The sequence below is a fragment of the Amycolatopsis sp. NPDC059027 genome (assembly GCF_042739735.1).
Taxonomy (GTDB): Bacteria; Actinomycetota; Actinomycetes; order Mycobacteriales; family Pseudonocardiaceae; genus Amycolatopsis.
On sequence record NZ_JBHYIK010000061.1, the window covers coordinates 1 to 23,830 of the forward strand.

The 23,830-nt window shown below is 69.8% G+C and carries 19 protein-coding genes and 1 tRNA gene; 12 read left to right on the forward strand and 8 right to left on the reverse strand.

What is annotated here, in order from left to right; all coding sequences use genetic code 11:
• Positions 1-89: 89 nt before the first annotated feature.
• The 4 genes from ACFWY9_RS33465 to ACFWY9_RS33480 all read right to left on the reverse strand — a co-directional run bounded on the left by ACFWY9_RS33465 (position 90) and on the right by ACFWY9_RS33480 (position 4,478).
• Positions 90-1,070: a ribose-phosphate diphosphokinase gene (locus tag ACFWY9_RS33465; RefSeq protein ID WP_378324450.1), complete on the reverse strand. Its 981-nt coding sequence runs from the start codon at positions 1,068-1,070 to the stop codon at positions 90-92.
• Positions 1,067-2,563: a bifunctional UDP-N-acetylglucosamine diphosphorylase/glucosamine-1-phosphate N-acetyltransferase GlmU gene (gene glmU / locus ACFWY9_RS33470; RefSeq protein WP_378340731.1), complete on the reverse strand. Its 1,497-nt coding sequence runs from the start codon at positions 2,561-2,563 to the stop codon at positions 1,067-1,069. The genes ACFWY9_RS33465 and glmU overlap by 4 nt, the downstream gene beginning before the upstream one ends.
• A 46-nt stretch (positions 2,564-2,609) precedes the next feature.
• Positions 2,610-4,304 carry a diguanylate cyclase domain-containing protein gene (locus ACFWY9_RS33475; RefSeq protein ID WP_378324452.1) on the reverse strand — a complete coding sequence of 565 codons (1,695 nt, stop codon included), beginning with the start codon at positions 4,302-4,304 and terminating at the stop codon, positions 2,610-2,612.
• A 102-nt stretch (positions 4,305-4,406) separates the two neighbouring features.
• Positions 4,407-4,478: transfer RNA gene (locus tag ACFWY9_RS33480), tRNA-Gln, on the reverse strand.
• 206 nt (positions 4,479-4,684) lie between these two features.
• On the opposite strand from ACFWY9_RS33480, the gene ACFWY9_RS33485 reads away from it, so the two are divergent.
• From ACFWY9_RS33485 to ACFWY9_RS33505, 5 genes are all read left to right on the forward strand, one after another.
• Positions 4,685-5,650, forward strand: a complete 966-nt coding sequence (locus ACFWY9_RS33485; RefSeq protein WP_378324453.1) for an acyl-CoA desaturase — start codon at positions 4,685-4,687, stop codon at positions 5,648-5,650.
• 102 nt (positions 5,651-5,752) lie between these two features.
• On the forward strand, positions 5,753-6,346 hold the full coding sequence (locus ACFWY9_RS33490; RefSeq protein WP_378324454.1) for a TetR family transcriptional regulator: 594 nt from the start codon (positions 5,753-5,755) through the stop codon (positions 6,344-6,346).
• Between the two features lie 126 nt (positions 6,347-6,472).
• The gene (locus ACFWY9_RS33495; protein WP_378340732.1) at positions 6,473-8,794 is read left to right on the forward strand and encodes an FG-GAP repeat domain-containing protein; all 2,322 of its coding nucleotides are present in this window, start codon (positions 6,473-6,475) and stop codon (positions 8,792-8,794) included.
• 131 nt (positions 8,795-8,925) lie between these two features.
• Complete coding sequence (locus tag ACFWY9_RS33500; protein WP_378340733.1) at positions 8,926-9,849, forward strand: hypothetical protein; 924 nt, start codon at positions 8,926-8,928, stop codon at positions 9,847-9,849.
• 77 nt (positions 9,850-9,926) lie between these two features.
• Positions 9,927-10,652, forward strand: a complete 726-nt coding sequence (locus tag ACFWY9_RS33505; protein WP_378340734.1) for an SDR family NAD(P)-dependent oxidoreductase — start codon at positions 9,927-9,929, stop codon at positions 10,650-10,652.
• 12 nt (positions 10,653-10,664) lie between these two features.
• On the opposite strand, the gene ACFWY9_RS33510 is transcribed toward ACFWY9_RS33505, so the two are convergent.
• Positions 10,665-11,846: a PQQ-dependent sugar dehydrogenase gene (locus ACFWY9_RS33510; protein ID WP_378340735.1), complete on the reverse strand. Its 1,182-nt coding sequence runs from the start codon at positions 11,844-11,846 to the stop codon at positions 10,665-10,667.
• A gap of 102 nt (positions 11,847-11,948) precedes the next feature.
• Here ACFWY9_RS33510 and ACFWY9_RS33515 point away from each other — a divergent pair, with 102 nt between their 5' ends.
• Together ACFWY9_RS33515 and ACFWY9_RS33520 are read left to right on the forward strand one after the other, a co-directional pair.
• Complete coding sequence (locus ACFWY9_RS33515) at positions 11,949-13,217, forward strand: acyltransferase family protein (RefSeq protein WP_378340736.1); 1,269 nt, start codon at positions 11,949-11,951, stop codon at positions 13,215-13,217.
• A complete protein-coding gene (locus ACFWY9_RS33520; protein WP_378324461.1) occupies positions 13,214-13,960 on the forward strand; it encodes an SGNH/GDSL hydrolase family protein in 747 nt (248 codons plus the stop codon). The genes ACFWY9_RS33515 and ACFWY9_RS33520 overlap by 4 nt, the downstream gene beginning before the upstream one ends.
• Positions 13,961-13,997: 37 nt before the next feature.
• On the opposite strand, the gene ACFWY9_RS33525 is transcribed toward ACFWY9_RS33520, so the two are convergent.
• Both ACFWY9_RS33525 and ACFWY9_RS33530 read right to left on the reverse strand, forming a co-directional pair.
• A complete protein-coding gene (locus ACFWY9_RS33525) occupies positions 13,998-14,651 on the reverse strand; it encodes a response regulator (protein WP_378324463.1) in 654 nt (217 codons plus the stop codon).
• The gene (locus ACFWY9_RS33530; protein WP_378340737.1) at positions 14,648-15,817 is read right to left on the reverse strand and encodes a sensor histidine kinase; all 1,170 of its coding nucleotides are present in this window, start codon (positions 15,815-15,817) and stop codon (positions 14,648-14,650) included. The genes ACFWY9_RS33525 and ACFWY9_RS33530 overlap by 4 nt, the downstream gene beginning before the upstream one ends.
• A 132-nt stretch (positions 15,818-15,949) precedes the next feature.
• Between ACFWY9_RS33530 and ACFWY9_RS33535 the strand changes: the two genes are divergently transcribed.
• The 3 genes from ACFWY9_RS33535 to mfd all read left to right on the forward strand — a co-directional run bounded on the left by ACFWY9_RS33535 (position 15,950) and on the right by mfd (position 21,081).
• Positions 15,950-16,564 carry a class I SAM-dependent methyltransferase gene (locus ACFWY9_RS33535; RefSeq protein ID WP_378340738.1) on the forward strand — a complete coding sequence of 205 codons (615 nt, stop codon included), beginning with the start codon at positions 15,950-15,952 and terminating at the stop codon, positions 16,562-16,564.
• Positions 16,536-17,042 (forward strand): DedA family protein, encoded by a 507-nt coding sequence (locus tag ACFWY9_RS33540; protein WP_378324466.1) that lies wholly within the window; start codon positions 16,536-16,538, stop codon positions 17,040-17,042. The genes ACFWY9_RS33535 and ACFWY9_RS33540 overlap by 29 nt, the downstream gene beginning before the upstream one ends.
• A 478-nt stretch (positions 17,043-17,520) precedes the next feature.
• Positions 17,521-21,081, forward strand: coding sequence for a transcription-repair coupling factor (mfd, locus tag ACFWY9_RS33545; RefSeq protein WP_378324518.1), 3,561 nt, complete (start codon positions 17,521-17,523; stop codon positions 21,079-21,081).
• A gap of 69 nt (positions 21,082-21,150) precedes the next feature.
• On the opposite strand, the gene ACFWY9_RS33550 is transcribed toward mfd, so the two are convergent.
• Positions 21,151-21,567 (reverse strand): hypothetical protein, encoded by a 417-nt coding sequence (locus ACFWY9_RS33550; protein WP_378324467.1) that lies wholly within the window; start codon positions 21,565-21,567, stop codon positions 21,151-21,153.
• A 221-nt stretch (positions 21,568-21,788) separates the two neighbouring features.
• On the opposite strand from ACFWY9_RS33550, the gene ACFWY9_RS33555 reads away from it, so the two are divergent.
• Entirely contained in the window at positions 21,789-22,799 is a 1,011-nt protein-coding gene (locus ACFWY9_RS33555; protein ID WP_378324468.1) for a hypothetical protein, read from the forward strand.
• Positions 22,796-23,719, forward strand: a complete 924-nt coding sequence (locus ACFWY9_RS33560) for a MazG family protein (protein ID WP_378324470.1) — start codon at positions 22,796-22,798, stop codon at positions 23,717-23,719. The genes ACFWY9_RS33555 and ACFWY9_RS33560 overlap by 4 nt, the downstream gene beginning before the upstream one ends.
• Positions 23,720-23,830: the final 111 nt, after the last annotated feature.

Consider the following 23,830-nt stretch of genomic DNA (forward strand, 5'->3'; position numbering starts at 1 on the left):
CGTGTCCACAGTGGACGAAAATGCCGTTAAGGCCACCTTAAGGGCGTCAGACGCCCGTAAGGTGGCCTTAACGGCATGTGCGGTGAGACTTACGCGGCGCCGTCGAACAGCGACGTCACCGAGCCGTCCTCGAAGACCTGCTGGATAGCCTCGGCCAGCATCGGCGCGATGGAGAGCACCGTCAGGCCCGGGAAGTGCTTCTCCGGCGGGATCGGCAGCGAGTTCGTCACGATGACCTCGCGGGCCTTGCAGTTCGAGAGCCGCTCGGTCGCCGGGTCGGACAGGATGCCGTGCGTGGTCGCGATGACGACGTCGGCGGCGCCCTCGTCGAGCAGCGCGTCGGTGGCCTTGACGATCGTGCCGCCGGTGTCGATCATGTCGTCGACCAGCACGCACAGCTTGCCCTCGACGTGCCCGACGACGCGGTTGGCGACGGCCTGGTTCGGCTTGTCGGGGTCGCGGGTCTTGTGGATGAACGCGATCGGCCGGTCACCCAGCTGCTGCGCCCACTTCTCGGCCAGCCGCACACGGCCCGAGTCCGGCGAAACGACCGCGATGTCGGAGCCGCCGTAGGTCTTCTTGATGTGCTCGGCCAGCACGCTCTGCGCCATCAGGTGGTCGACGGGGCCGTCGAAGAAGCCCTGGATCTGCGCGGTGTGCAGGTCGACGGTCATGATCCGGTCGGCGCCCGCGGTCTTGAACATGTCCGCGATGAGCCGCGCCGAGATCGGCTCGCGGCCCTTGTGCTTCTTGTCCTGCCGCGCGTACGGGTAGAACGGCATGACCACGGTGATCCGCTTCGCGCTCGCCCGCTTGAGCGCGTCCACCATGATCAGCTGCTCCATCACGAACTCGTTGATGGGCGTCGTGTGGCTCTGGATGACGAACGCGTCGCAGCCGCGCACCGACTCCTCGAACCGCACGAACAGCTCGCCGTTGGCGAAGGTGTGCGCGGTCTGCGGCGTGATCGTCACGTCGAGGTACTTGGCGACCTCGTCCGCGAGTTCCTTGTGCGCGCGGCCGGAGAAGAGCATCAGGTTCTTCTTCGGCGTGCCGGACTTCTGACTCATGCTGGCGACTCCCCGTCGTTTCCTACTACCGGTTCGGACACAACGGTGGTGTCCTGCTGTGCGGCGAGCGCGGCTTCCGCCGCCTCCGCCGCGGGCGTGCCCGGCCTGCGCCGGATCGCCCAGCCTTCGATGTTGCGCTGCGGTCCCGCGGACACCGCGAGCGTGCCCGGTGGCACGTCCTCGCGGATCACCGCCCCCGCCCCGCTGTAGGCGCCGTCACCCACCTTCACCGGCGCGACGAACGTGTTGTCCGCGCCCAGCCGCACGTACGACCCGATTTCGGTCTTGTGCTTGTTGACGCCGTCGTAGTTGACGAACACGCTCGAGCAGCCGATGTTGCTGTGCTCGCCGATGACCGCGTCGCCGACGTAGGTCAGGTGCGGCACCTTCGTCCCGGTGCCGATGTCGGCGTTCTTGGTCTCGACGAACGCGCCGAGCTTCCCTTTCGCCCCCAGCTTCGTGCCCGGCCGCAGGTAGGTGAACGGCCCGACCTTGACGCCGTCGCCCAGCTCGGAGTCCGAACCGTGCGTCCGCACCACCGACGCCCCCGCGCCGACGCGGACGTTCTCCAGCGTGCTGTCCGGGCCGACCGTGGCACCCTCGCCGACCGACGTCGTCCCCTTGAGCTGCACTCCCGGCTCGAGGACGACGTCCCGTTCGAGCGTGACGCCCGCGTCGATCCAGGTGCTGCCCGGGTCCACGATCGTGACGCCGGAGCGTTGCCAGCCGCGGATGATCCGGCGGTTCAGCTCGGCGCCCAGCGTCGCCAGCTGGACCCGGTCGTTGATCCCCTCGGTCACCCACGGGTCGTCGACCACCAGGGCCCCGACGCCCTTGCCGTCGCCACGCGCGATGGCCAGCACGTCGGTCAGGTACAGCTCGCCCTGGGCGTTGTCGGTGGAGAGCCGGGAGAGCCCGTCGGCCAGCACAGCCGCGTCGAAGGCGTACACCCCGGAGTTGATCTCGGTGATCTCGTGCTGCTCGGGCGTCGCGTCCTTCTGCTCGACGATCGCCGCCACCGCGCCCGCCTCGTCCCGCAGGATGCGGCCGTAGCCGGTCGGGTCGGCGACGACCGCGGTCAGCACGGTCACCGAATTGCCCGTCCCGGTGTGCTCGGCCAGCAGCGCGGACAGCGTCGCGGTGTCCAGCAGCGGCACGTCGCCGTAGCTGACGATCACCGTGCCGGTCAGGCCGTCGGGCAGCGCGGCCAGCGCGCACGACACCGCGTGCCCGGTGCCCTTCTGCTCGGTCTGGACGGCGGTGGTCACCCCGCGCCCGAGCGTGTCGCCGATGCGGCCCAGCTCCGCGCCGACCGCCTCGCGGCCGTGTCCGATCACCACCACCAGATGCTCCGGTTCGAGCCCCGCCGCCGCCCGCACGGCGTGCTCGACCAGCGGTCTCCCGGCGATCGGGTGCAGCACCTTCGGGGTGGCGGATCGCATGCGGGTGCCCTCACCCGCGGCGAGGATCAACGTGCTCAGCGGGCCGGTCACGACACTCCCAACAGTTCACCAACTCATGCTCTGTCGGGGTTCGATCCTACGTGGGCTCCTCGGCGCCCCACGCGGGGTCGGTCGGAGCATCCTCACCAGGCCAAACGTTCGCCGGTTCGGCCGTCATCGAATTCGCCGAGGCGACCTGGTTGCCGCCGCCGCGCTTCGCCTCGTACATCGCCGCGTCCGCCCGCGCGAGCACCTGTTCGGCACGCTCCTGCGGGCGCAGCGAGACGAGCCCGATCGACAGCGTCACGCCGTGCGAAAGGTGGTGCGGGAGCTGCGCGACGGACTTCACCGCGCGGCCGAGCGCCATCTTCGCCGCCGACGCCGGCGCACCGGGCAGCAGCACGATGAACTCGTCACCGCCGTAGCGCGCGACGACGTCGTCGCCGCGCAACGCGTCGCGCAGAGTGCTGGCGACGACCCGCAGCACGTTGTCGCCCTCGGCGTGCGACTGCTGATCGTTGACGCCCTTGAAGCCGTCGAGGTCGACGAGCGCGACCGCCAGCGGCTGCGCGTCGGCCGACGAGGACAGCATGCGCAGCTTCTCGTCGAGCGCGCGGCGGTTGGGCAGCCCGGTGAGCGGATCCTGCAGCGCCTGCTGGGTGATGGCGCCGTGCTCGGCCGACAGCCGCTCGTGCTCGCGGCGCGCGTTGAGCGTGGCGATCTGCGATTCGCGCAGCGTCCACATCTCGGCCTCCAGCGTCGTCGCGTAGTCGATCAGCGACTGGCTGGCACCGGACGCGTAGTCCGGGGTGGTGTCGAGGCGGGCCAGTTCGCGCGAGACGTTGAGCCGCATGGTCGGCTGCGAGATGTCCGCGGCCATGGCCTTCTTCGTCGTGCGCAGGACGTCGAGCGCCTCTTCGCGGCGCCCGGCCTTGTCCAGGCAGCGGGCCAGCGCGATGGCCACGACTTCCTTCTCGTACGGGAACCCGAGGCCGGAGTACAGGTGCTCGAGCCGTTCGATGTGCTCTTCGCCGGGGTTGTTCAGCGCGAGCGCGGCGGCGAGCGCGCCGACCTGGTCGACCGCGGCCACCCCGGCCTTGCGCGGGAACAGCGATTCGGCGAACGGGCCCTCCGCGGCCTCGGCCATCGACGCGGCGACGCGGAACTTCTCCGCGCTCGCCTCGTACTGCTCGACGCGTTCGAGCCGCAGACCCCAGCCGAGCAGCATCTTGACGCGGTTGAACAGCTGCAGGGTGATCTCGTGCGGGCTGGCGCTCTCGCGGATCGCCTGGTGGGCGCGGCCGATGACCTCCTCGGCCGCCTCGTACACGCCGAGCTGGTTGAGCACGATCCAGCAGTCGATCAGCGCGGTGGACTGCATCCGGTTCCAGTTGCGGACACCGACGCCGCGGTCCGGGATCGTCGAATCGTCGAGGATGGCCAGCGCCCGCGCGATCTCGGTGAGCGCGGCGTCCTCCTGCTCGGCCAGCACGAGCCGGCGCCCGCGCAGAGCGTGCGCGTCGGCGCGCAGCAGCGCGAGGCCGTGGCGGCGGGTGTGCGCGAGCATCTCGTCGAGCCGGGGCTCCGCCTCCGCGGCGAGTCCGCGGGTGAGCAGCCTGGCCAGTGCGGACGCGCGCAGCAGCTGCGCGACCAGCAGCGGTTCACCGCGGCGCTGTGTCTCGTCGAGGAGCTCGTCCATCGTGGCGACGATTTCGAGCTGCTGGGCGTGTTCCAGACGCTGCACCGCGGCCGTCAGCTCGCGGGCGCGGCCGACCAGCCAGGCGTCGGACATTTCGACCAAGGTCGGCCGCCTGGCCGTTCCCGCGAAGCCGTCGATCGTCGTCTCGTCGCTCAGCCGCGCTCACCCCCGCTGCTCGCTGTCCGTCTCGCGCTGCTCCGCCGCCAGGATTCGAACCTGAACTGTCAGAACCAAAATCTGAAGTGCTGCCGATTACACTACGGCGGATCGTTCCTGGTCAGAATAGCGACGATCGGCGCGGCCCCGTGCGGGAGGGGTTATCTCCCGCCGTGGCGGGTATCCGCGGACATGGTTGTCGTCCCCCGCGCGGCCGTTCGCCCCTCCCCAGCCGCCAAAACCTCCTGTACCGTAACTTACGGCATCGTAGGTTAGGTAACCCTTCGCAGGGATGCACGTAGGAAGAAGTGAACTGCATGACGGCCACGCTCGACCGTTCTCAGCCCACCGGGGAGCCATCGGCCCCGAAGGGCCCCAAGCCCCTCTACGGCGGAACACGCTCCGTCGGCGTCCAGGTTTCGGTCTACTTCGGTGTGATCGCACCGCTCGCCGCTCTGCTCGTCGCCGTCCCCTTCGCCTGGGGCTGGGGACTGAACTGGGTCGACGTCGCGCTCTTCGTCGTCTTCTACGGAATCAGCGGGCTCGGGGTCACCGTCGCCTACCACCGCTACTTCACGCACGGTTCGTTCAAGGCCAAGCCATGGCTGCGCGTCGTGATGGCCGTCGCGGGCAGCGTCGCGCTGCAGGGTCCGGTGATCACCTGGGTCGCCGACCACCGCCGGCACCACGCCTTCTCCGACCGTGACGGCGATCCGCACTCGCCGTGGGCGTTCGGCACCTCGCCGGTGGCCATCGCCAAGGGTTTCTGGCACGCGCACATGGGCTGGCTGTTCGAGCGCGACACCACCAACCAGGAGCGGTTCGCCCCGGACCTGGTCAAGGACCCGGCCATCAAGAAGGTGGACAGCCTGTTCTGGCTGTGGGCGCTGGTGAGCCTGTTCGGGCCCGCGCTGATCGGCGGACTGGTCACCTGGTCGCTGTGGGGTGCGGTGACCGCGTTCTTCTGGGCCGGGCTGGTCCGGGTCTGCGTGCTGCACCACGTGACCTGGTCGGTGAACTCGATCTGCCACATGATCGGCGAGCGCCCGTTCGCCGCGCGGGACCGGTCGGCGAACTTCTGGCCGCTGGCGATCTTCTCCTTCGGCGAGTCGTGGCACAACCTGCACCACGCCGACCCGACGTCCGCGCGGCACGGCGTCAAGCGCGGCCAGCTCGACATGTCGGCCCGGCTCATCTGGATCTTCGAAAAGTTCGGCTGGGTGCACGACGTGCGCTGGCCGACCCCGCAGCGTCTGGCGCGGATCGCTACCGAAAGTAAATAAATCGCATAGCTCGGCTACAGTGCCGTAGTGGCGGCACGAAGGCGGGGAAAGCGTGAAACGGTCACCGGGGCTCGTCCGGCGGCCCCGGTGACCCGGGTGCGGATGACCGGAAGCGAACGCAGGCAACAACTCCTGAACGTGGCGCGCGCCCTGTTCGCGGAAAAGGGCTTCGACGGGACGTCGATCGAGGAGATCGCGCACCGGGCGAACGTGTCCAAACCGGTCGTGTACGAGCATTTCGGCGGGAAAGAGGGGATCTACGCGGTCGTCGTCGACCGCGAGACCCAGCTCCTGCTCGACCGGATGGTGTCCACTCTGCACGGTGGGCACCCGAGGGTGATGCTGGAACAGGCGGCGATCGCGCTGCTCAGCTACGTCGAGCACTCGCACGACGGATTCCGCATCCTCGTCAGGGATTCGCCGGTGGCGAGTTCGACCGGGACGTTCTCCACGGTCCTGAACGACATCGCCAGCCAGGTCGAACACATTCTCGCGCAGCAGTTCGCGGCACGGGGCTACGACGAGAAACTGGCTGCGCTCTACGCGCAGGCGCTCGTCGGCATGGTCGCGTTGACCGGGCAGTGGTGGCTCGACGCGCGCAAGCCCAAACGCGAGGAGGTCGCCGCGCATCTGGTGAACCTGGCGTGGAACGGACTGTCCCATTTGGAGCACAAGCCGAAGCTGCGGCTCGGCTGAGGTTGCTGATTTTCCCACCGTGAGCCGTTTGGGCGATTCGGGTGATACTCGGACGACGCGGGCAACTTCGCGCCGGAAGCGCGCGTACGTGGTGTGACAGCCAGAACGGCTCATGGGGAGGCCGCGTTGTTGTACACGACTCACGACGACAAGCCGGGAAAAAGACCGAGAACAGGCGCCGCCGCGCGAGTAGCCGCCGTCACGATGCTGATGGCGGGGCTGCTCGTCGCGCTCGCCGGGCAGAACGTCGCGGGAGCCGTCGGCCATGCGGCGCCGATGTCCCGCTGGACGCAGGTGAACAAGCACGAGCCCGACCGCTCGTACTGGGAAACCGCGCGCGACGCCGCACGGGTCGGCCGGTCCGCCGATCCGAAGGGCGTGTTCCGCTCGTTCTTCCGGATCGACACGTCGAAGACGAACGGATCGCGGATCCACAAGGCCGAATTCGACGTCTCGGTCGACACCTCGAAGCCGTGTTCGCCGACGACGCTGGAACTCTGGGCGGTCCGGCCCATCGATCCCGCGCAGCCGCTGACCTGGAACAACTCGCGCGACGCCTGGCTCGGCGACGCACCGCTGGCCACCAGTTCCGGCGACGCCTGCGGCGGTGGCCTCCTGCGACTGGAATTCGCGAGTGACGCATTGAAAGCGCTTGCGCAAAGGGCCGCGGACGAACGCAGCGGCTTCGTCACGCTGGGCGTGAAACTGCGGAACGAGCATCTGCCCAAGGGAATGGCGCTCAAGCCCGAAAGCGCCTTCCTTACCGTGGAATACAACAATCCGCCGACCGTGACCCGGGTTTCCACGTCCTATCCGTCTCGTTGCGGTACCGCTGAAGCGCCAACGCCCCTCAATGACGGACGGGTCCGTCAGTTCTCCGGGGCGAGCAGTGATCCCGAATCCTCGGACGGCATCACGACCAGGCTGGAGATCCTCCGCGCGGACGGCTCGCTCGCTTACGCCACCGAGGTCGGGCCGATCGGCAGTGGCGCCTTCTCGTGGTCGGAACTTCCCGAAGGCGTGCTCGTGGACGGCCAGACCTACCACTACCACGCGCAGGCAAGGGACGCCCTCGACGTCGGTCCGTCCACACCGGACTGTTATTTCACGGTCGACGCGGTGCGTCCTGGCGTGCCACGGATCTCCTCGGCCGACTTCCCGGACGGGGAGCCGGTGATTCCGGCGTGCACTACCGGAACGGTGACCTTGCGCGCCGCCGCGGGCGACACCGACGTCGCGGAGTTCATGTACGGCTTCAAGGCCGAAAGGGTCACGCACCGGATCAAGGCGGCGCCGGACGGCAGCGCGGTGCTCCCGGTCACCGTCTTCGAGGACCCGATCACCCATGTCGCCTCGGCGCGTCTCTACGTCCGCGCCGTCGACCGGGCGGGCAACGTCAGCGACCTCACCCCGTCCTGGGATCTGTCCGCTTTGGACAATCCGGCGCCGCGGGCCCATGTGCCCGAGGACATGAACGGCGACGGCCGGTCCGACGTCACCCTGTTCATGGACCACGACTTCGGCGGCAGGAGAATCTGGAACGTCACCGCCCGCGACGGCGGCTTCTACCAGGGCACCGTGGTGATGGACGCCGGTATCTCCTCGGGCGGCCTCGCGCCGCTGCGCTACGTCCGCGGCGACTTCGACGGCGACGGCCGCACGGACGTCGCGACGTTCACCCAGGCACCCGGTGACCGGGCGCAGCTGTCGGTGTATCCCTCGGACGGCCACGGATACGCGGGCCGCAACACCTGGGACAGCGGCTCCGCGGCGTGGCCGCTGAGCACCCTGCGCATGTTCTCCGGCGATTTCACCGGTGACGGCAAGGCGGACGTCGCGGTGCAGCGGCCCGCCGACGGCGGCGGCTGGCAGGTGACGGTGTTCCCCGGCGGCGCGCTGAACGCCCCGGTCGTCTGGTACACCTCGCCCGGTGACCCGGCCAAGGCGAACCTGGTCGCCGGCGACTTCGACGGCGACGGCCGTACCGACCTGGCCGAACTCCGCGACGAGGGCGACTGCCACGCGAACCTGACCGTGCACCGCTCGACCGGCTCCGCCTTCGATGCCGGTGCGTCCACATGGGACGGTCCATTCTGTACCGGACGGAGCACTCCGGTGGCCGCGGACGTCGACGGGGACGGCAAGGCCGACGTCGTCGCGATGTACGACCACGGTGGTGGCGACACGGCTATGGTCGTCTTCGGTTCCACGACCGGCTTCGCCCCGCATGACTGGTGGCGGCGCACGGGCGAGTTCGACCCGGCGAAATCCGTGCTCACCACCGGGGACTTCGACAAGGACGGGAAGGCCGACGTCGCGGTGGTCACCGCGAACGCGCCCGACGAGAGTCAACTGTGGACACTGCGCTCCACCGGGACCGCGTTCGGTGACCGGGTCCTCGGCTGGCAGGAGGTGACCGGCGGCGTCCCGACGCGCCCCAATGGCTGACTTCGGCCCGCGTGTGTGGGGCCGGTTACATTTCGTCCGGAATGGCCGGTCGTGCGTAACGTTCCGCGGGCAGGCGACGGATGACATCACACACCCGCGACGCGCGGTGTCTTTCGTCGAGGGGGAACGTCATGGACAAGCTGCCGTCGGACCCGGCCGAGTTCGGCAGAGGGTTGTCGGAACTGCCGAAGGCGCCGCCGATCCTGCCGGTCAAGCAGCGCGGCCGGGGGCCGAAGATCGCGCTGTTCACCGGGATTCCTGTCCTCGCGGCGTTCCTCATCGGGCTCGTGGTCGTGGTGGTGCCGAAGCTCGGGACCGGGATGGACGTCGGTTCGTGCGTTCAGGGCCAGGTCGACGACGCCGACAGCATTCATACCGTGACGTGTGGGCCGGACGCCAAGTACAAGGTCGTCGGCAAGGTCGCCGACCAGTCTCAGATCGCGCTCCGGATCTCCACGTCGGTGTGTGAGCCGTTCCCGACCGCGGACGCGATCTTCTGGCAGGGCGCGCGGTCGGGCACCGGCACGGCGTTCTGCCTCGAGGACCTCAAGACACCGGGTGAGCGGATGCCGCTCGTCGGCGACTGTCTCAAGGGCGACGCCATCGAATCGCAGAAGACCGAGAAGGTTCCCTGCGGGGAGGCCGGGTACAAGGTCGTCGCCGTCGAAGCGGGGTCGGCGTTCGGCTTCGGCGGCGACTCCTGCGTCCAGGCACCGACCGCGGGCGCCGCGGTCCGGTGGAAGCGGACCGGGACGGCGGCGCTGCCCCAGGAGAAGGTGCTCTGCCTGGAGGATCTCAAGAACCCCGGCCACCGCAGGCCGGTGGTGGGCGGCTGCCTGAACCTGCAGGACAAGAGCCTGACCGTGCTCGACTGCGGCGCGGGCGCGCGGTTCAAGGTCGTCGGCAAGGTCGACGGCGTCACGCAGATCGACGGGCTCACCGATCCGATCGCGAAGAACTGCCCGTCGATGCCCACCGCGACGGACGCCGTCTGGTACGGCATGGGCAGCGTGCTCAGCGGCACCCGCTACTGCCTCGAACCGGTCAGGAAATAGGGGCCGAAAACCAAGCCGTCCTGGAGCCACTCCAGCGCTAGGGTCGGGTACACGGCTACGAACGGAGGTACTCGACAATGGGGCAGAGCAGGGAAATCGTGGTGACCGGCGGCGGTACCGGCATCGGGTACGCCGTGGCGTCGGCCTTCGCGAAGGCGGGGGACCGCGTCACGATCACCGGGCGCCGCGAACGGGTATTGGGCGAGGCCGCGACGCTGCTCGGTGCCCGGCCGGTGGTGTTCGACGCGGCCGACCCCGCCGCGGTGACCAGGGCACTCGACGAGCTGCCCGAGCGGGTCGACGTGCTGGTCAACAACGCGGGTGGCAACATCGACTTCCTGCGTGAGCAGCCGGACGATCTCGCCGCGTTCGCCGCGGGGTGGGAAGCGAACATCCAGTCCAATGTGTACACCGCGGCGCTGGTCACCCGCGCGCTGCGCGACCGGCTCGCCGACGGCGCCCGCGTCGTCACGATCGGGTCGATCGCGGCGCACACCGGGGCCGGCTCCTACGGTGCGGCCAAGGCGGCGATCGAGGCCTGGAACATCGACGTGGCAAGGGAATTGGGGCCGCGCGGGATCACCGCGAACGTCGTGGCGCCGGGGCTGGTCGGCGACACCGAGTTCTTCCGCGGCAAGCTCAGTGACGAACGGCGCGAATGGCTCATCGGCAACACGTTCACCAAACGCGCCGGCGAGCCCGACGACGTCGCCGAGGTCGTCACATTCCTGGCGAGCCCCGGCGCCCGGCACGTCACCGGCCAGGTCGTACACGTGAACGGCGGCGCGTTCGCCGGACGCTAGCGGGTAGTTCGATCAGGCGGGCGTGACGCGGAGCAGCTTGTCGTCGGTGCCGTTGGACGTCGTCACGTACAAGGCGCCGTCCGGGCCGCTCCGCGCCGCGCGCAGCCTGCCGAACCGGTCGTCGAACTCCGGCGGCAGCGAGACGTCCTTCACCGTGCCCGCCGCGTCGAGTTGGAACAGCAGCAGTTTCTGTCCTTTCAGCGCGACGACGGCCAGCGCGCCCTCGTTCGCTCCCCACCGGGAACCGGTCAGGAACGCGTCGGCGCAGATCGCCTCGGTGATCTTCCCGGTTGTCCACAGTGGAAGGACGGCGTCCGGGAACCGTTTCGTGTCGGTCATCGGGACGCTCTCGTCGTAACTGCTGTCGGTGCCGCCCTTCGACGGGTCCCAGCCGTAGTTCGCCCCGGCACGCAACAGGTTGACCTCGTCGTCGAAGGCCGGTCCGTGTTCGGCGGTGATGATCTGGTTCGTGCCCGGCCGGATCGCGACGCCCTGTACGTTCCGATGTCCGTAGGTGTAGATCCGCCGCTCGTTCGGATCGGCCGAACCGATGAACGGGTTGCCCGGCACCGGTTCCCCGGTCTTCGGGTCGATGCGCAGCACCTTGCCGCCGAGGCTGTGCCGGTCCTGCGCGAGTATCGATCGTGCGGTGTCGCCGGTGCCGACGTACAACGCGCCGTCCGGGCCGAGCGTCGGACGGCAGCCGGAGTGCCGCCCGCTCGGGTTCACCGGCAGCCCGGTCAGCAGGTCCCGTACCCGTGCCGCACTCGCGTTGTCCTCGGCCAGTTTCCAGGTCACCAGCCGGACGTCGACGGCGCGTGCGCCCTCCTTGTGCGTCTGGCAGGTGGTGAACTCGCGGGACGTCGCGAAGTCCGCGCTCACCGAGAGACCCATCAGGCCGCCCTCGCCGTTGACGAGGACGTCGGAGAAGTCCGCGGCGACGTTCGTGGTGCGGTCACCGCTGACCAGCGCCAGCTTCCCCGGACGCTGCGTGACGAGGATGGCGCCGCCGGGCAGGAAGCCGACGTCCCAGCCGTGCTCCAGACCGGACGCGACCTGCTCGACCTTGAACGCCCCGGCGGCGGGTCGCGCCGTCGACGCCGCCGGTCCCGGCAACTGCTGGGTGCTCGCGGCCGAACAGCCCGTGACCAGGGCCGTCACCGACGCGAGCAGAGCTACGACAGCGGGGCGCATGCACCCAGGATGCCCCGATGTCCGATGTGGCGCCACGACTTGCGACACGACCGCGACAGGGCGTGGACCCGGCCCGCACACACGGTCGCCACCCTCGGCGGCATGACTGACGTATTGACCGCCCCTGGTGCCACGGAAAGAAAGCGGCATCTCCCGGCGTTGGACGGGCTTCGCGGCGTCGCGATCGCGGGAGTGCTGCTGTTCCACACCGGCCATCTGTCCGGCGGTTTTCTCGGTGTGGACCTGTTTTTCGCGCTTTCGGGCTACCTCATCACCGGACTGCTGCTGCGCGAGGTCGAAACGACCGGGACGGTGTCGCTGGTCGCGTTCTGGGGCAGGCGTCTGCGCCGTCTGGTGCCGGCGTCGGCGGTGATGCTGGCCGGGGTCACGCTGCTGGCCTGGGCGCTCGGCCCGCCGGATCTGCTGCGGTTCGCGCTGGTGGACGGTCCCTGGGTGCAGTTCGACCTGGTCAACTGGCATCTGCTCGCCGAGTCCGCGAGTTACTGGGACCGGTTCGGCTCGACCCGGGTGTTCGAACACCTGTGGAGCATCGCGGTCGAGGAGCAGTTCTACGTGATCTGGCCGGTGGTGCTCCTGCTCGTCGCGCGCTGGGCGAGGCGGGCGGAATGGCCGGTCGCCGTGATCGCGGCCGGTGTTTCGGTGGCGTCGCTGATCCTCATGGTGGTGCTGCTCGACCCGGCCGACACGACCCGCGTCTACACCGGCACCGACACCCGCGCGTTCTCGCTGATGCTGGGCGCGCTCGCCGCGACCGAGCCGGTGCGGCGCCTGCTCGCCCGGTTCGGCGGGAAAGCCGTCCTGATCGTGCTCACGGCAGGGCTGGCGGTGACCTGGTCCTTGGTGGACGGTGAGAAATCACTGTGGCTGTTCCGTGGTGGGCTGTTCGCACATTCGCTCGCGGCCGCGCTGGTGGTCGCACTCTGTGCACAGGCACCGCGAAGCTGGGTCGCCCGCGTGCTGGCTAGCCCGCCGCTGCGGTGGCTGGGGCAGATCTCCTACAGCCTGTACCTGTGGCATTGGCCGGTGCTGCTCTTGCTCACGCCCCAACGGACAGGTGTCGACGGGTGGGCGCGGACCGCCGTCGTCTGCGTGGTGTCGATCGGGCTGGCGACGCTGTCGAAGTACCTGGTGGAGGACCCGATCCGGTTCCGCGCACGCTGGGCGCGGGGACGTTCGGGGGCGGTCGCGTTCGCCTCGGCCATGGCCGCGCTCGTCGTGCTGTGGGTGGCCGTGCCGTCCCCGGCGGTGACCACGATCGACGTCGGCAGGCTCGGAGTGGCGGCCTGCGACAAAGCCGCGACATTCCGGGGACAGTGCCAGGACACCGGATCGGCAGGGTCGGTGTCGTGAGGAAAACAACCAAGCTGATGGCAGGCCTGGCAGTGGCGCTGATGGCGCTCGCCGGCTGCGCGAACGAAACGTCCACAAAGGAAGCCGCGGTGAACAAGCCGGGGCTGTCCAAGGTGTTGTTCATGGGTGACTCGATCGCCGAGGGCGAGTCCCTGCCGCTGGAAGCGGCGGCGAAGGCCAGCGGCCTCACGCTGAAGTCGCTCGCCTCGGCCGGTGGCGGTGGCGTGGTCGGCCCCATCGCGGAGATGACGTGGAAGGACTTGCCTGGCACCGTAAGCGATTTCAAGCCCAACGTGATCGTCTATCAGATCACGACGTACGACTGGGGCTCCGAGCAGGAGCAGCGCGCCGGGTACGAGCGATTGGTGAAGACGGCGGCGGATGCCGGCGCGCGGCTCGTCTTCGTCCCGTTCCCGCCCATCACCCCGGACGAGTTCTACGCGTCCCATATGGACGATCTCAACCGGACGCCGCAGGTGGCCAAGGAGGTGGCGGGCGGCTCCGGCGGACGCGCCGTCGTCCTCGACAGCACCGCCGTGTGGGGGGCCACCTACCAGCGCGACCGGGACGGCAAAATCGACCGCAGCACCGACGGCATCCACACCTGCCCGCAGGGCGCGGCCCGGTTCACCACCTGGCTGCTGGGCGAGCTGGCGAAGCAGTTCCCCGGGTTCACCCCGGCGTCCCCGCAGACCTGGGCCAACACCGGCTGGGCCGCTGACAAACGTTTCAAAGGCTGCTGACCGCTTCCCGACCGGCCACAGTGTCCACTGTGGCCGGTCAGCCGCCGGGGCGGACCAGCCCGCTCTCGTACGCGAACACCACCGCGTGCACCCGGTCCCGCAGCCCGAGCTTCCCGAGAATGCGGCCGACGTGCGTCTTCACCGTCGTCTCGCCGATGTAGAGCTTCCCGGCGATCTCGGAGTTCGACAGTCCTCGTGCGATCAGGCCGAGAACGTCCTTCTCCCGCTCGGTCAATGAGTCCAGTTTGGACACGTCGGCGGGCGTGCGATCGTCGGCGAGGTAGCGGTCCAGCAGCCGCCGGGTGACCGACGGCGACACCATGGCGTCGCCGCGCAGCACTCCGCGCACGGCCACCAGCATCTCGTCCGACGGCGCGTCCTTGACCAGGAATCCGCTGGCCCCGGCCCGGAGCGCGGAGTAGGCGTACTCGTCGAGGTCGAACGTGGTGATCACCAGCACCCGGACGTCCGGGAACCCGGCGCAGATCCGCTCGGTCGCGGCGACCCCGTCCAGCACCGGCATCCGGACGTCCATCAGCACCAGGTCCGGCACCAGCTCACGGGCCGCGGCGACCGCCTCCTCGCCGTTCGTGGCCTCGCCGCAGACGGTCAGGTCGGGCTGGCTGTCGATGATCATCCGCAGCCCGACCCGCACCAGCTCCTGGTCGTCGCAGATCAGGACGCGGATCACGCGGCGTCCTCCAGCAAGAGAGTCGCACTCACGCGATAGCCCCCGTCGTCCGTCGGCCCGGTGTCCAGCTTGCCGTGGTACATCTCGACCCGCTGCGCCATCCCGGTCAGGCCCCGTCCCGACGACGGTAACGCGGGGGCGGGATGTTCCCTGCCGCCGGAATTGGTGACTTCGACACGGATTTCGCGCCGGGCGCCGCCAGGTCCGAAGTCGACTTCGACCCGGCCGGTGGCGTCGGCGGGCGCGTGTTTGATCATGTTGGTCAGCGCCTCCTGGACGATGCGATACACCTGCAGCGCCGCGCTCGCCGGCAGCTCGGCGGGTTCGCCGGTGACGGCGAGATCGACGCGGCGGCCCCCGGTGCTCACCTGATCGACGAGGGTACGCAGCTCGGTGACCGTCGGTTGTGGACTGCGGCCCGCTTCACCCGCGTGCAGCACTTCGAGCAGCCTGCGGAGCTCGGCGAGCGCGTCGCGGCCGGTGCGGCTGATGGTGTCGAGCGTCCGGTCGACGGACTCGGGATCCTGGTGCCGCATGAGTTTCGCGCCCTCGGCGTTGAGCACGATGACGCTCATGCTGTGCGCGAGCACGTCGTGCAGTTCACGGGCGATGCGGGTGCGTTCCTCGGCGACGGCGGCCCTGGCCTGTGCCTTCTCCTCGGATATCGCCAGTTCGGCGCGGATCCCCTCCTCCTCGGTGAGCTTCTCCCTGGCACGGAAGAACTCGCCGAGGGCCCAAGCCGCGATGTGCAACGGCAGGCCCGCGAGGAAGGCGGTCGGGATGTTCTGCGCGGCCACGCCCCAGGTGACGGCCCAGCCGATGTCGAGCGCCAGGATGCAGCAGGCGACCACCGCGGCGAACCGGCGATCACCTCGTTTGACCAGGTTGAACAGCACGACGGCCAGTGCGAGGTCGCCGCGGCCGCGATCGGAGGCCCACATGGTGTTGGTGTAGGCGGTGACCACTCCGGCGATGATCAGGACGGCGGCAGTCCTGGGGTACCGCCGCCGGAACAGCAACGGCAGCAGGAAGAGGTAGGGCACCAGCAGGATCGCGTGCGAGACGCCCGGGAATTCACTCATCGGCCGCATGAACACGAACACGGCGTACAGCGGCAGATCCCGCACCCAGGGATGTCCGCGGAGCCAGATGTTCAGCCGGTACACGCGTCGAACGTAACCCGGATCGCCGTGCGCGGGCGTCGTCCCGCGGTACCGATCGGGTCCTTCCGCAGGAGGACGGAACCGCGACGACGCGGCCGACGCCGGGCCACAAGACCCGTTCCTAGCGTCGAAAACATGTCGATCACCAGGGAATTCCTCCGCCACCCGGTCCGCACCGGTGCCATCGCGGCGAGCTCGCCCGCGCTGGCCGAAGCGATGACCGCGGGTCTCGGGCTGGAGCGCGCGAACACCGTCGTCGAACTCGGGCCCGGCACCGGCGTGTTCACCCGGGCCGTCCTCGACCGGCTGCCGCCCGGCGCGCGGCTGACCGCGTTCGAGATCAACCCGCGGCTCGCCGCTGACCTGCGACGTCGCTTCGCACACGCGCCGGTCGAGGTCGTCGAGGACTCCGCCGAGTCACTGGCCGCGCGCGTCGCCGGCCCGGTGGACGTCGTGGTGTCCGGTCTGCCGTGGACGGTCATGTCCGACGCGGTGCAGGCCCGCATCCTCGACGCGGTCACTGCCGTCCTCGCCCCGGAAGGCTGCTTCAGCACCTTCGCCTACGCGCACGTGGCGTGGACACCACCCGCGCGCCGGTTCGCCGCAGCGTTGCGGGCCCGGTTCGCGGTCGTCGACCGCGGCCCGGTGGTGTGGCCGAACCTGCCGCCCGCCTTCGTCCACCGCGCCGCGCTGCCGGTCGCCTCCCGAACGGAACCGCGTCGTGGACAGTCTGCTACGGCCACTCCTTGACGCTCCGGCGCCGTGGGTCTACCTAATCTGTTTCTTGTTGATCACCGCGGAAACGGCGCTGCTGCCCGGAATCATCCTGCCCACACTGTCCACTTTGCTCTTGATGGGCTTCCTCGCGCAGCGGGGCACCCTTGACCTGGGACTGGCGCTGGCGGTCGCCGTCGTGGCCGCGGTGCTCGGGGATCAGCTCGCCTATCTGGAGGGAAAATACTGGGGGCCGCGACTGCGCTCGTCGCGTTTCGGGCGCCGCATCGGCGCCCACCGCTGGGAGCGGGCGGAATCGGCGGTGGCCCGCTACGGCGTCCCGGCGGTGATCGCCGGACGCTGTCTCGCGGGCGTGCGGACACTGGTGCCGCGGGTCGCGGGTTCGGCGGCGATGCCGTACCGGCGGTTCGCCGCGGGGAGCGTGTGCGCTGCGGTGCTGTGGGCGAGCGTGGAGATCCTGCTGGGCCAGGCGGGCGGTGCCGCCTTCGGTTGACGGCTCCGGCGCGGCGCCTCACCGAGGGACGCCCTGGTCGCGTTGCCCAGGTGTCACGTCCCTCGGGCTGCCCGAACGCTGTGAAGGGGTCCTTCAGCGCACTAGACGCCACGGAAGTTCCCTCACGACGTATCTGTCCACAAAGGACGTACTCCCGCCCCGCCCTCGACCGGCGTCCAGTTCGGGTCCGTGAATGCCACATTGAGGGACTCAGAATCCCTCAATGTGGCATTCACGGACCTCGCCACCGCCGCGATCCGAGTTGTCCACAACCGCCTTCGTTGTCCACAGATTTCCCGCACCACCCCGCCGAGGCCCCCGGAGCCGATAGACTGGCTGGAGGGGTGCCCCCGGGACGGGAGGGGGCTGACCACCCCGATGGAGCCACCCGGGAGCCCTGTCCGGCAGGGCGGGAGACGGCGGTGATCGCCGCCTTGTCGGTGGCGGCACGTAGGCTGGAACAGTGACCGACGCTCCACTGTCCGGACTCCTCCACACCATCCTTCCCGACCCGGCCCTGCGCGGGGTGGTCGAGCGCGCCGGCGCTCCGCTGCTCGAGCTACAGGGCCCGACAGCGGCACGCCAGCTCGTCGCGGCCGCGCTGGCCACCGGAGACGGCGGAAAGGCCGGCCGCCCCGTCCTCGCGGTGACCGCCACCGGCCGCGAGGCAGACGAGCTGACGGCTGCCCTCGGCGCGCTGCTCGGCGCCGATGCCGTGGCCGATTTCCCCTCATGGGAGACGCTGCCGCACGAGCGGCTGTCCCCGCGCGCGGACACCGTCGGCCGCCGCCTCGAGGTGCTGCACCGCCTCGCCACCGAGGACGAGCAGCTCCGTGTCGTCGTCGCGACGGTGCGTAGCCTCATCCAGCCGATGGCGCCCGGCCTCGGCGCGCTCATGCCGATCGACCTCACCGTTGGCGAGGAACACGACTTCGAGGGCCTGCTCGACAGGCTGGTCGAGCTGGCCTACACGCGCGTCGACATGGTCGAGAAGCGCGGCGAGTTCGCCGTCCGCGGCGGCATCCTCGACCTCTTCGGTCCGACCGCGCAGCATCCCGTCCGCATCGAGTTCTGGGGCGACGAGGTCAGCGAGATCCGCGCGTTCGCGGTCTCCGACCAGCGCTCCCTGCCCGGCGAGATCCCCCGCGTCAGCGCGCCGCCGTGCCGCGAGCTGCTGCTCACCGGCCCGGTCAAGGCGAAGGCCGCCGAACTCGCGAAGACGTACGAGGCCGACGCGCATCTCGCCGAGATGCTCACCAAGCTCTCCGACGGCATCCCGGTCGAGGGCATGGAGGCGCTCATCCCGGTCCTCTGCGAGGGCGAGCTGGAGCTGCTCACCGACGCGATGCCCGTCGGCACCCACGTCCTGCTGGCGGATCCGGAGAAGATCCGCGCCCGCGCCGCGGATCTCGTACGCACCGGCCAGGAGTTCCTGGAGGCCTCCTGGACGACGGCGGCCGCGGGTGGCCAGGCCCCGATCGACCTCGGCGCCTCCGCGTACCGCGACCTCGCCGAGATCGCCAAGCACGCCCAGGAGACCAAGCGCCCCTGGTGGACACTCACCCAGCTGACGAGCGAAGACCCGGACGTCTACCGCGTCACGGTCGAGCCGGCGCCCGCCTACCGCGGCGAGCTGGAGCGCGCGATGACGGATCTGCGCGCCCACGTCGCCGCCGGCGGCACGGCCGTGCTGGTCGTCGCCGGGCAGGGCACCGCCGCGCGCGCCGTCGAGCAGCTTTCCGCCGCCGACGTCCCCGCCACGCTGGCGGGCGAGGGGCTCGCCGAAGTGCCCGCGGCGGGCATCGTCACGGTCACCTGCGGCGGCCTCGCGGAGGGCTTCGTCTCCCCGGAACGCGCACTGGTCGTGCTGACCGAGGCGGATCTCACCGGCCGCGGCGCCACCGCCGGACAGTCCACAAAGGACCTCAACACCAAGATGCCGTCCCGGCGGCGCAACGCGGTCGACCCGCTCGCCCTCAAGGCGGGCGACTACGTGGTGCACGACCAGCACGGCATCGGCCGCTTCGTCGAGATGGTGCAGCGCACCGTCGCGGGGGCGACCCGCGAGTATCTGCTGCTGGAGTACGCCTCGTCCAAGCGCGGCCATCCCGGCGACAGGCTCTTCGTCCCCACCGACCAGCTCGACGAGGTCTCCCGGTACGTCGGCGGCGAGCTGCCCACGCTCAACAAGCTCGGCGGCTCCGACTGGAAGAACACCAAGGCCAAGGCCAAGAAGGCGGTCAAGGAGATCGCCGCCGAGCTGGTCCAGCTCTACGCCGCCCGCCAGGCCGCGCCCGGCCACGCGTTCGCCCAGGACACGCCGTGGCAGTCCGAGCTGGAGGACGCCTTCCCGTTCACCGAGACGACGGATCAGCTCGCCGCGATCGACGAGGTCAAGGGGGACATGGAACGCGGCGTCCCGATGGACCGCGTCATCTGCGGCGACGTCGGCTACGGCAAGACGGAGATCGCCGTGCGCGCCGCGTTCAAGGCGGTGCAGGACGGCAAACAGGTCGCCGTCCTCGTGCCGACGACGCTGCTCGCCCAGCAGCACCTCAGTACCTTCCAGGAGCGGATGCGCTCGTTCCCGGTCACCATCAAGGGGCTCTCCCGGTTCACGAACAAGGCCGAGTCCGACGCGATCCTCGAACAGCTCGCGGCGGGTGAGGTCGACATCGTCATCGGCACACACCGCCTGCTGCAGACCGGGATCCGCTACAAGGACCTCGGCCTCGTGATCGTCGACGAGGAGCAGCGGTTCGGCGTCGAGCACAAGGAACACATCAAGGCGCTGCGTACCCACGTCGACGTGCTGACCATGTCCGCGACGCCGATCCCGCGCACGCTGGAGATGTCGCTCGCCGGCATCCGCGAGATGTCCACGATCCTCACCCCGCCCGAGGACAGGCACCCGATCCTGACCTACGTCGGCGCGTACGACGACAAGCAGGTCGGCGCCGCGATCCGCCGCGAGCTGCTGCGCGACGGCCAGGTTTTCTACGTTCACAACAGGGTTTCCTCGATCGAGAAGGCCGCGCGGCGCATCCGCGAGCTGGTGCCGGAGGCTCGCGTCGTCACCGCGCACGGCCAGATGAACGAGGAAAAGCTCGAAAAGATCATCCAGGGATTCTGGGAGAACGAGTACGACGTCCTCGTGTGCACCACGATCGTCGAAACCGGCCTCGACATCTCCAACGCGAACACGCTGCTCGTCGAACGCGGCGACCTGCTCGGCCTCGCCCAGCTGCACCAGCTGCGCGGCCGGGTCGGCCGTGGTCGCGAGCGCGGCTACGCGTACTTCCTGTACCCGCCGGAGGCGCCGCTCACCGAGACGGCGCACGACAGGCTCGCCACGATCGCGCAGAACACCGAACTGGGCGCGGGGATGGCCGTCGCGATGAAGGACCTGGAAATCCGTGGCGCGGGCAACATCCTCGGTGCCGAGCAGTCCGGGCACATCGCGGGCGTCGGCTTCGATCTGTACGTGCGTCTCGTCGGCGAAGCGGTCGACGCCTTCCGCAAGCACGCGGGCGCGGAGCCGACCGAAGACGAGGAGCTGGCCGAGGTCCGCGTCGACCTCCCGGTCGACGCCCACATCCCGCACGACTACGTGCCGGGCGAACGGCTCCGGCTGGAGGCGTACCGGAAGATCGCCGCGGCGCCGGACACCGCGGGCCTCGACGCGGTCCGCGAGGAACTGATCGACCGCTACGGCCAGCCGCCTGCCCCGGTGCAGCGGCTGCTCTCGGTCGCCGCGTTCCGGCACACCTGCCGCGCCGCGGGCGTGACGGAGGTGGCCGTGCAGGGCAACACCATCCGGTTCGCTCCGTTGCCATTACTGGATTCGCAATTGGTGCGGCTGAAACGCCTTTATCCGAAGGCGGTGTACAAGGCCGTCACGAATACGGTCTCGGTGCCGAAGCCGACCGAAGGCCCGGCGGGCGGGCGCATCGGCGCGCCGATGCTCCGCGACGACGCGTTGCTCGACTGGTGCGCGAAACTGCTGACCCACCTGACGAAAACCCCGGCACCGGCCTGATTTCCCGGCAAAGGTGCGGTGAAGGCCTCCTTCACGGATTCGGCGGAGTGGTGTGGGATCCGAAGCCGATCAGGGGCTGAGCGTCACGCCTTGGGTGAGCGGCGGTTCCGATTCGGCCAAGCGGGTGTACCGCTCCTCCTGCGGTACGGGCAGCGCACCCGCGCCCGCCATCGGCATCGGACGCGGCCCGCGCGGAACCCGCGAGCCCGAACCGCCACCGCGGCCGGGGTAGATGAGCAGCCCGTGTTCGGGGTCCGGGACGGCATCGAGCGCGGCCGTCACCGCCGGAAGACTCCGGAAACGGTCGCGTCGTGCGTCGGTGGCGAATTCGATTTCGAGGATTACGCCCCAGCGGTACTGGTGCCACGTCCAGTGTTCGGCGCCGTTCGTGATCGCGGCTTCCGTGAGGTTGTCGCCAAAGGACCGGCGCCAGGAACTCGCGGGAAACGCCCCGTCGAGCACCTCGATGGTGAGCCAGTGGTCCATGGAGCCGAGGCTACGCCGATGAAGACGGCCGCCCATCGGCCAAAAGGTCGAAGGAGGCTCGGCTGCCGCGCGGCTCGCCTGGCGAGCCCCCGGCGCACTGGGCCCGGCGGGGCGAGTCCCTTTTCCGGGACGGTCCGGACGTAACGGAAGGGCACGACACGCGTACCTGGATGCACGACACGGTTCTCGTCGCCGGTGTCGTATGAGAGGGTGTGCGTGTGATGCGGATCATGGGGCGCCCTCGCGGGCTGATCGCTGTCCTTGCCGGCGCGCTGCTGCTCTCCGGATGCGGCGCCGGGCCCAGCCAGGTCGGCGCGGCGGTGATCATCGGTGACCGGTCGGCCTCGGTGGACCAGGTACAGAGCCTGATCGACAAGGCTGTCCGGGAACAGCCGTACGCCCAGCAGCTCGCGCGGCAGCACAAGCTCGATCTCGTCGGGCGCGAGGTTGTCCGCCAGCTCGTGGTGCACGAGCTGATCGGAAAGGCCGCCAAACAGGAGGGCCTGACCGTCGACGAGACTCAGCTCGCCAAGGATCTGCAGGACGACCAGCTCAGCCGGCCAGTGCCGGTCGAGCTGGCGCAGCAGAGCCCGGCGACCGCCGTGTCGCTGGTCGTGAACAGCGCCCGCGACCACCGCGAGGCACTCACCGACCAGCTCCTGCTGCGGCAGCTCGGAGCGAAGTACCTGCCGAAGCTCGCGGTGACCCTGGACTTCGCCCTGCCCGTGCCCGATTCCGCCGCCGCGCCCGACCCCGCCGCCGTGCGTGCTCAGGCGATCAGCACGGCGAAGCAGTTCGCCGCCGACCCGCGCGCGGCGTCCGAGATGATCAAGAGGGAGCAGAAGAACCCCAACGCCTCGGTCGGGACCCGGACCTTCGCCGCCGTTCAGACCCCGGCGGCCGCGTCCAAGGTGTACTTCGGGCTGCCGGTCGGTGGCGTCGCCGCCTTCCAGGACTCCCCCAAGGATCCCACCAGCTGGGTTGTCGTCCTCGTGCGTGAACGATCCGACAACAAGCCGGTGGCGGTCGACCAGTCCAGTGAGCCCAACGCCGCGCAGCTCGTCGCGCTCGGGCGGCGGATGCTGGAGCCGTACCTGAGCCTGGAGGACCTGCGCGTCAACCCGCGTTACGGCGTGTGGGATGTTGTCGCAATGGACCTCGCGCCGACCGAAGCCGCCACCCAGGGCGTAGTGCTGCTTCCGAACAGTGCCGCTCGGGCCAAACAACAGTGACAACGTCCGTCGTCGTGGTCGCCCGAGGGGCGACGCTTCCGGCGGCCGCACTCCCGCTTCTGCGTTCCCAACCCGTGTACGCGGCTTCAGACGTCGACCCCGCGACCTTCGGCGTGCCCTCGGTCGCCGAGGCGCCCGGCACGCAAGGCATCGTCCTGATCGCCGCGTCCCGGTCCGAGCCCGCTGCGGCGTCGTTGCTCGCCGCCGGGGCCCGGGTGGTCGAGACGCCGGTGCCGCCGCTGGTCGAGGCCGTCGAGGTGATGGATCGCCTGCGGTCGCCGGGCGGCTGCCCGTGGGACGCGGTGCAGACCCACGAGTCGCTGGTGCAGTACCTGGTCGAGGAAACCTACGAACTGCTCGACGCGATCGAGGAAGGCGACCGGACGGCGCTACGCGAGGAACTCGGCGACGTGCTGCTCCAGGTGCTGTTCCACTCGCGTGTCGCCGCCGAGCACGGGGAAGACCCGTTCGACATCGACGACGTCGCACGCGGGCTGGTCGAAAAACTGGTCGGCCGTCATCCGCACGTGTTCGCCGACGCGACGCGGATCGAGACTGCCGAACACCAGGAAGTCAAATGGGAAGAGCTGAAACAGGTCGAGAAGCGCCGTGAGTCCATTGTGGACGGCGTCGCCCTCGGCCAGCCCGCCGCCGCGCTCGCGGGGAAGCTCGGCCAGCGGACCGGGCGGGCGGGTATCCCGCTCGACCTCTTCCCGCAGGGCACCGACGTCGCCGCGCAGCTCTTCCGCGCCGCCGCCACCGCCCGCCGCGCCGGGATCGACCCCGAGGGGGAACTGCGTGGCCTGGCCAAACAGTTCGCCAGGAACGTCCGCGCCGCCGAACAAGCCGCCCGCGCCGTCGGACTCGAACCGACGACCCTGGAAGCCGACGGCTGGCGCAAGTTCTGGCCCTCCGCCTGAGCGCCGGGCCGGGGTGCTGAAGGAATGAACGGAAGATTCAGGACACTCTGAGCGCCCCTACCAAACAGCCTACGCGCGGGGTCCGACAAAACGGGGGCCGCTCGGGTATGG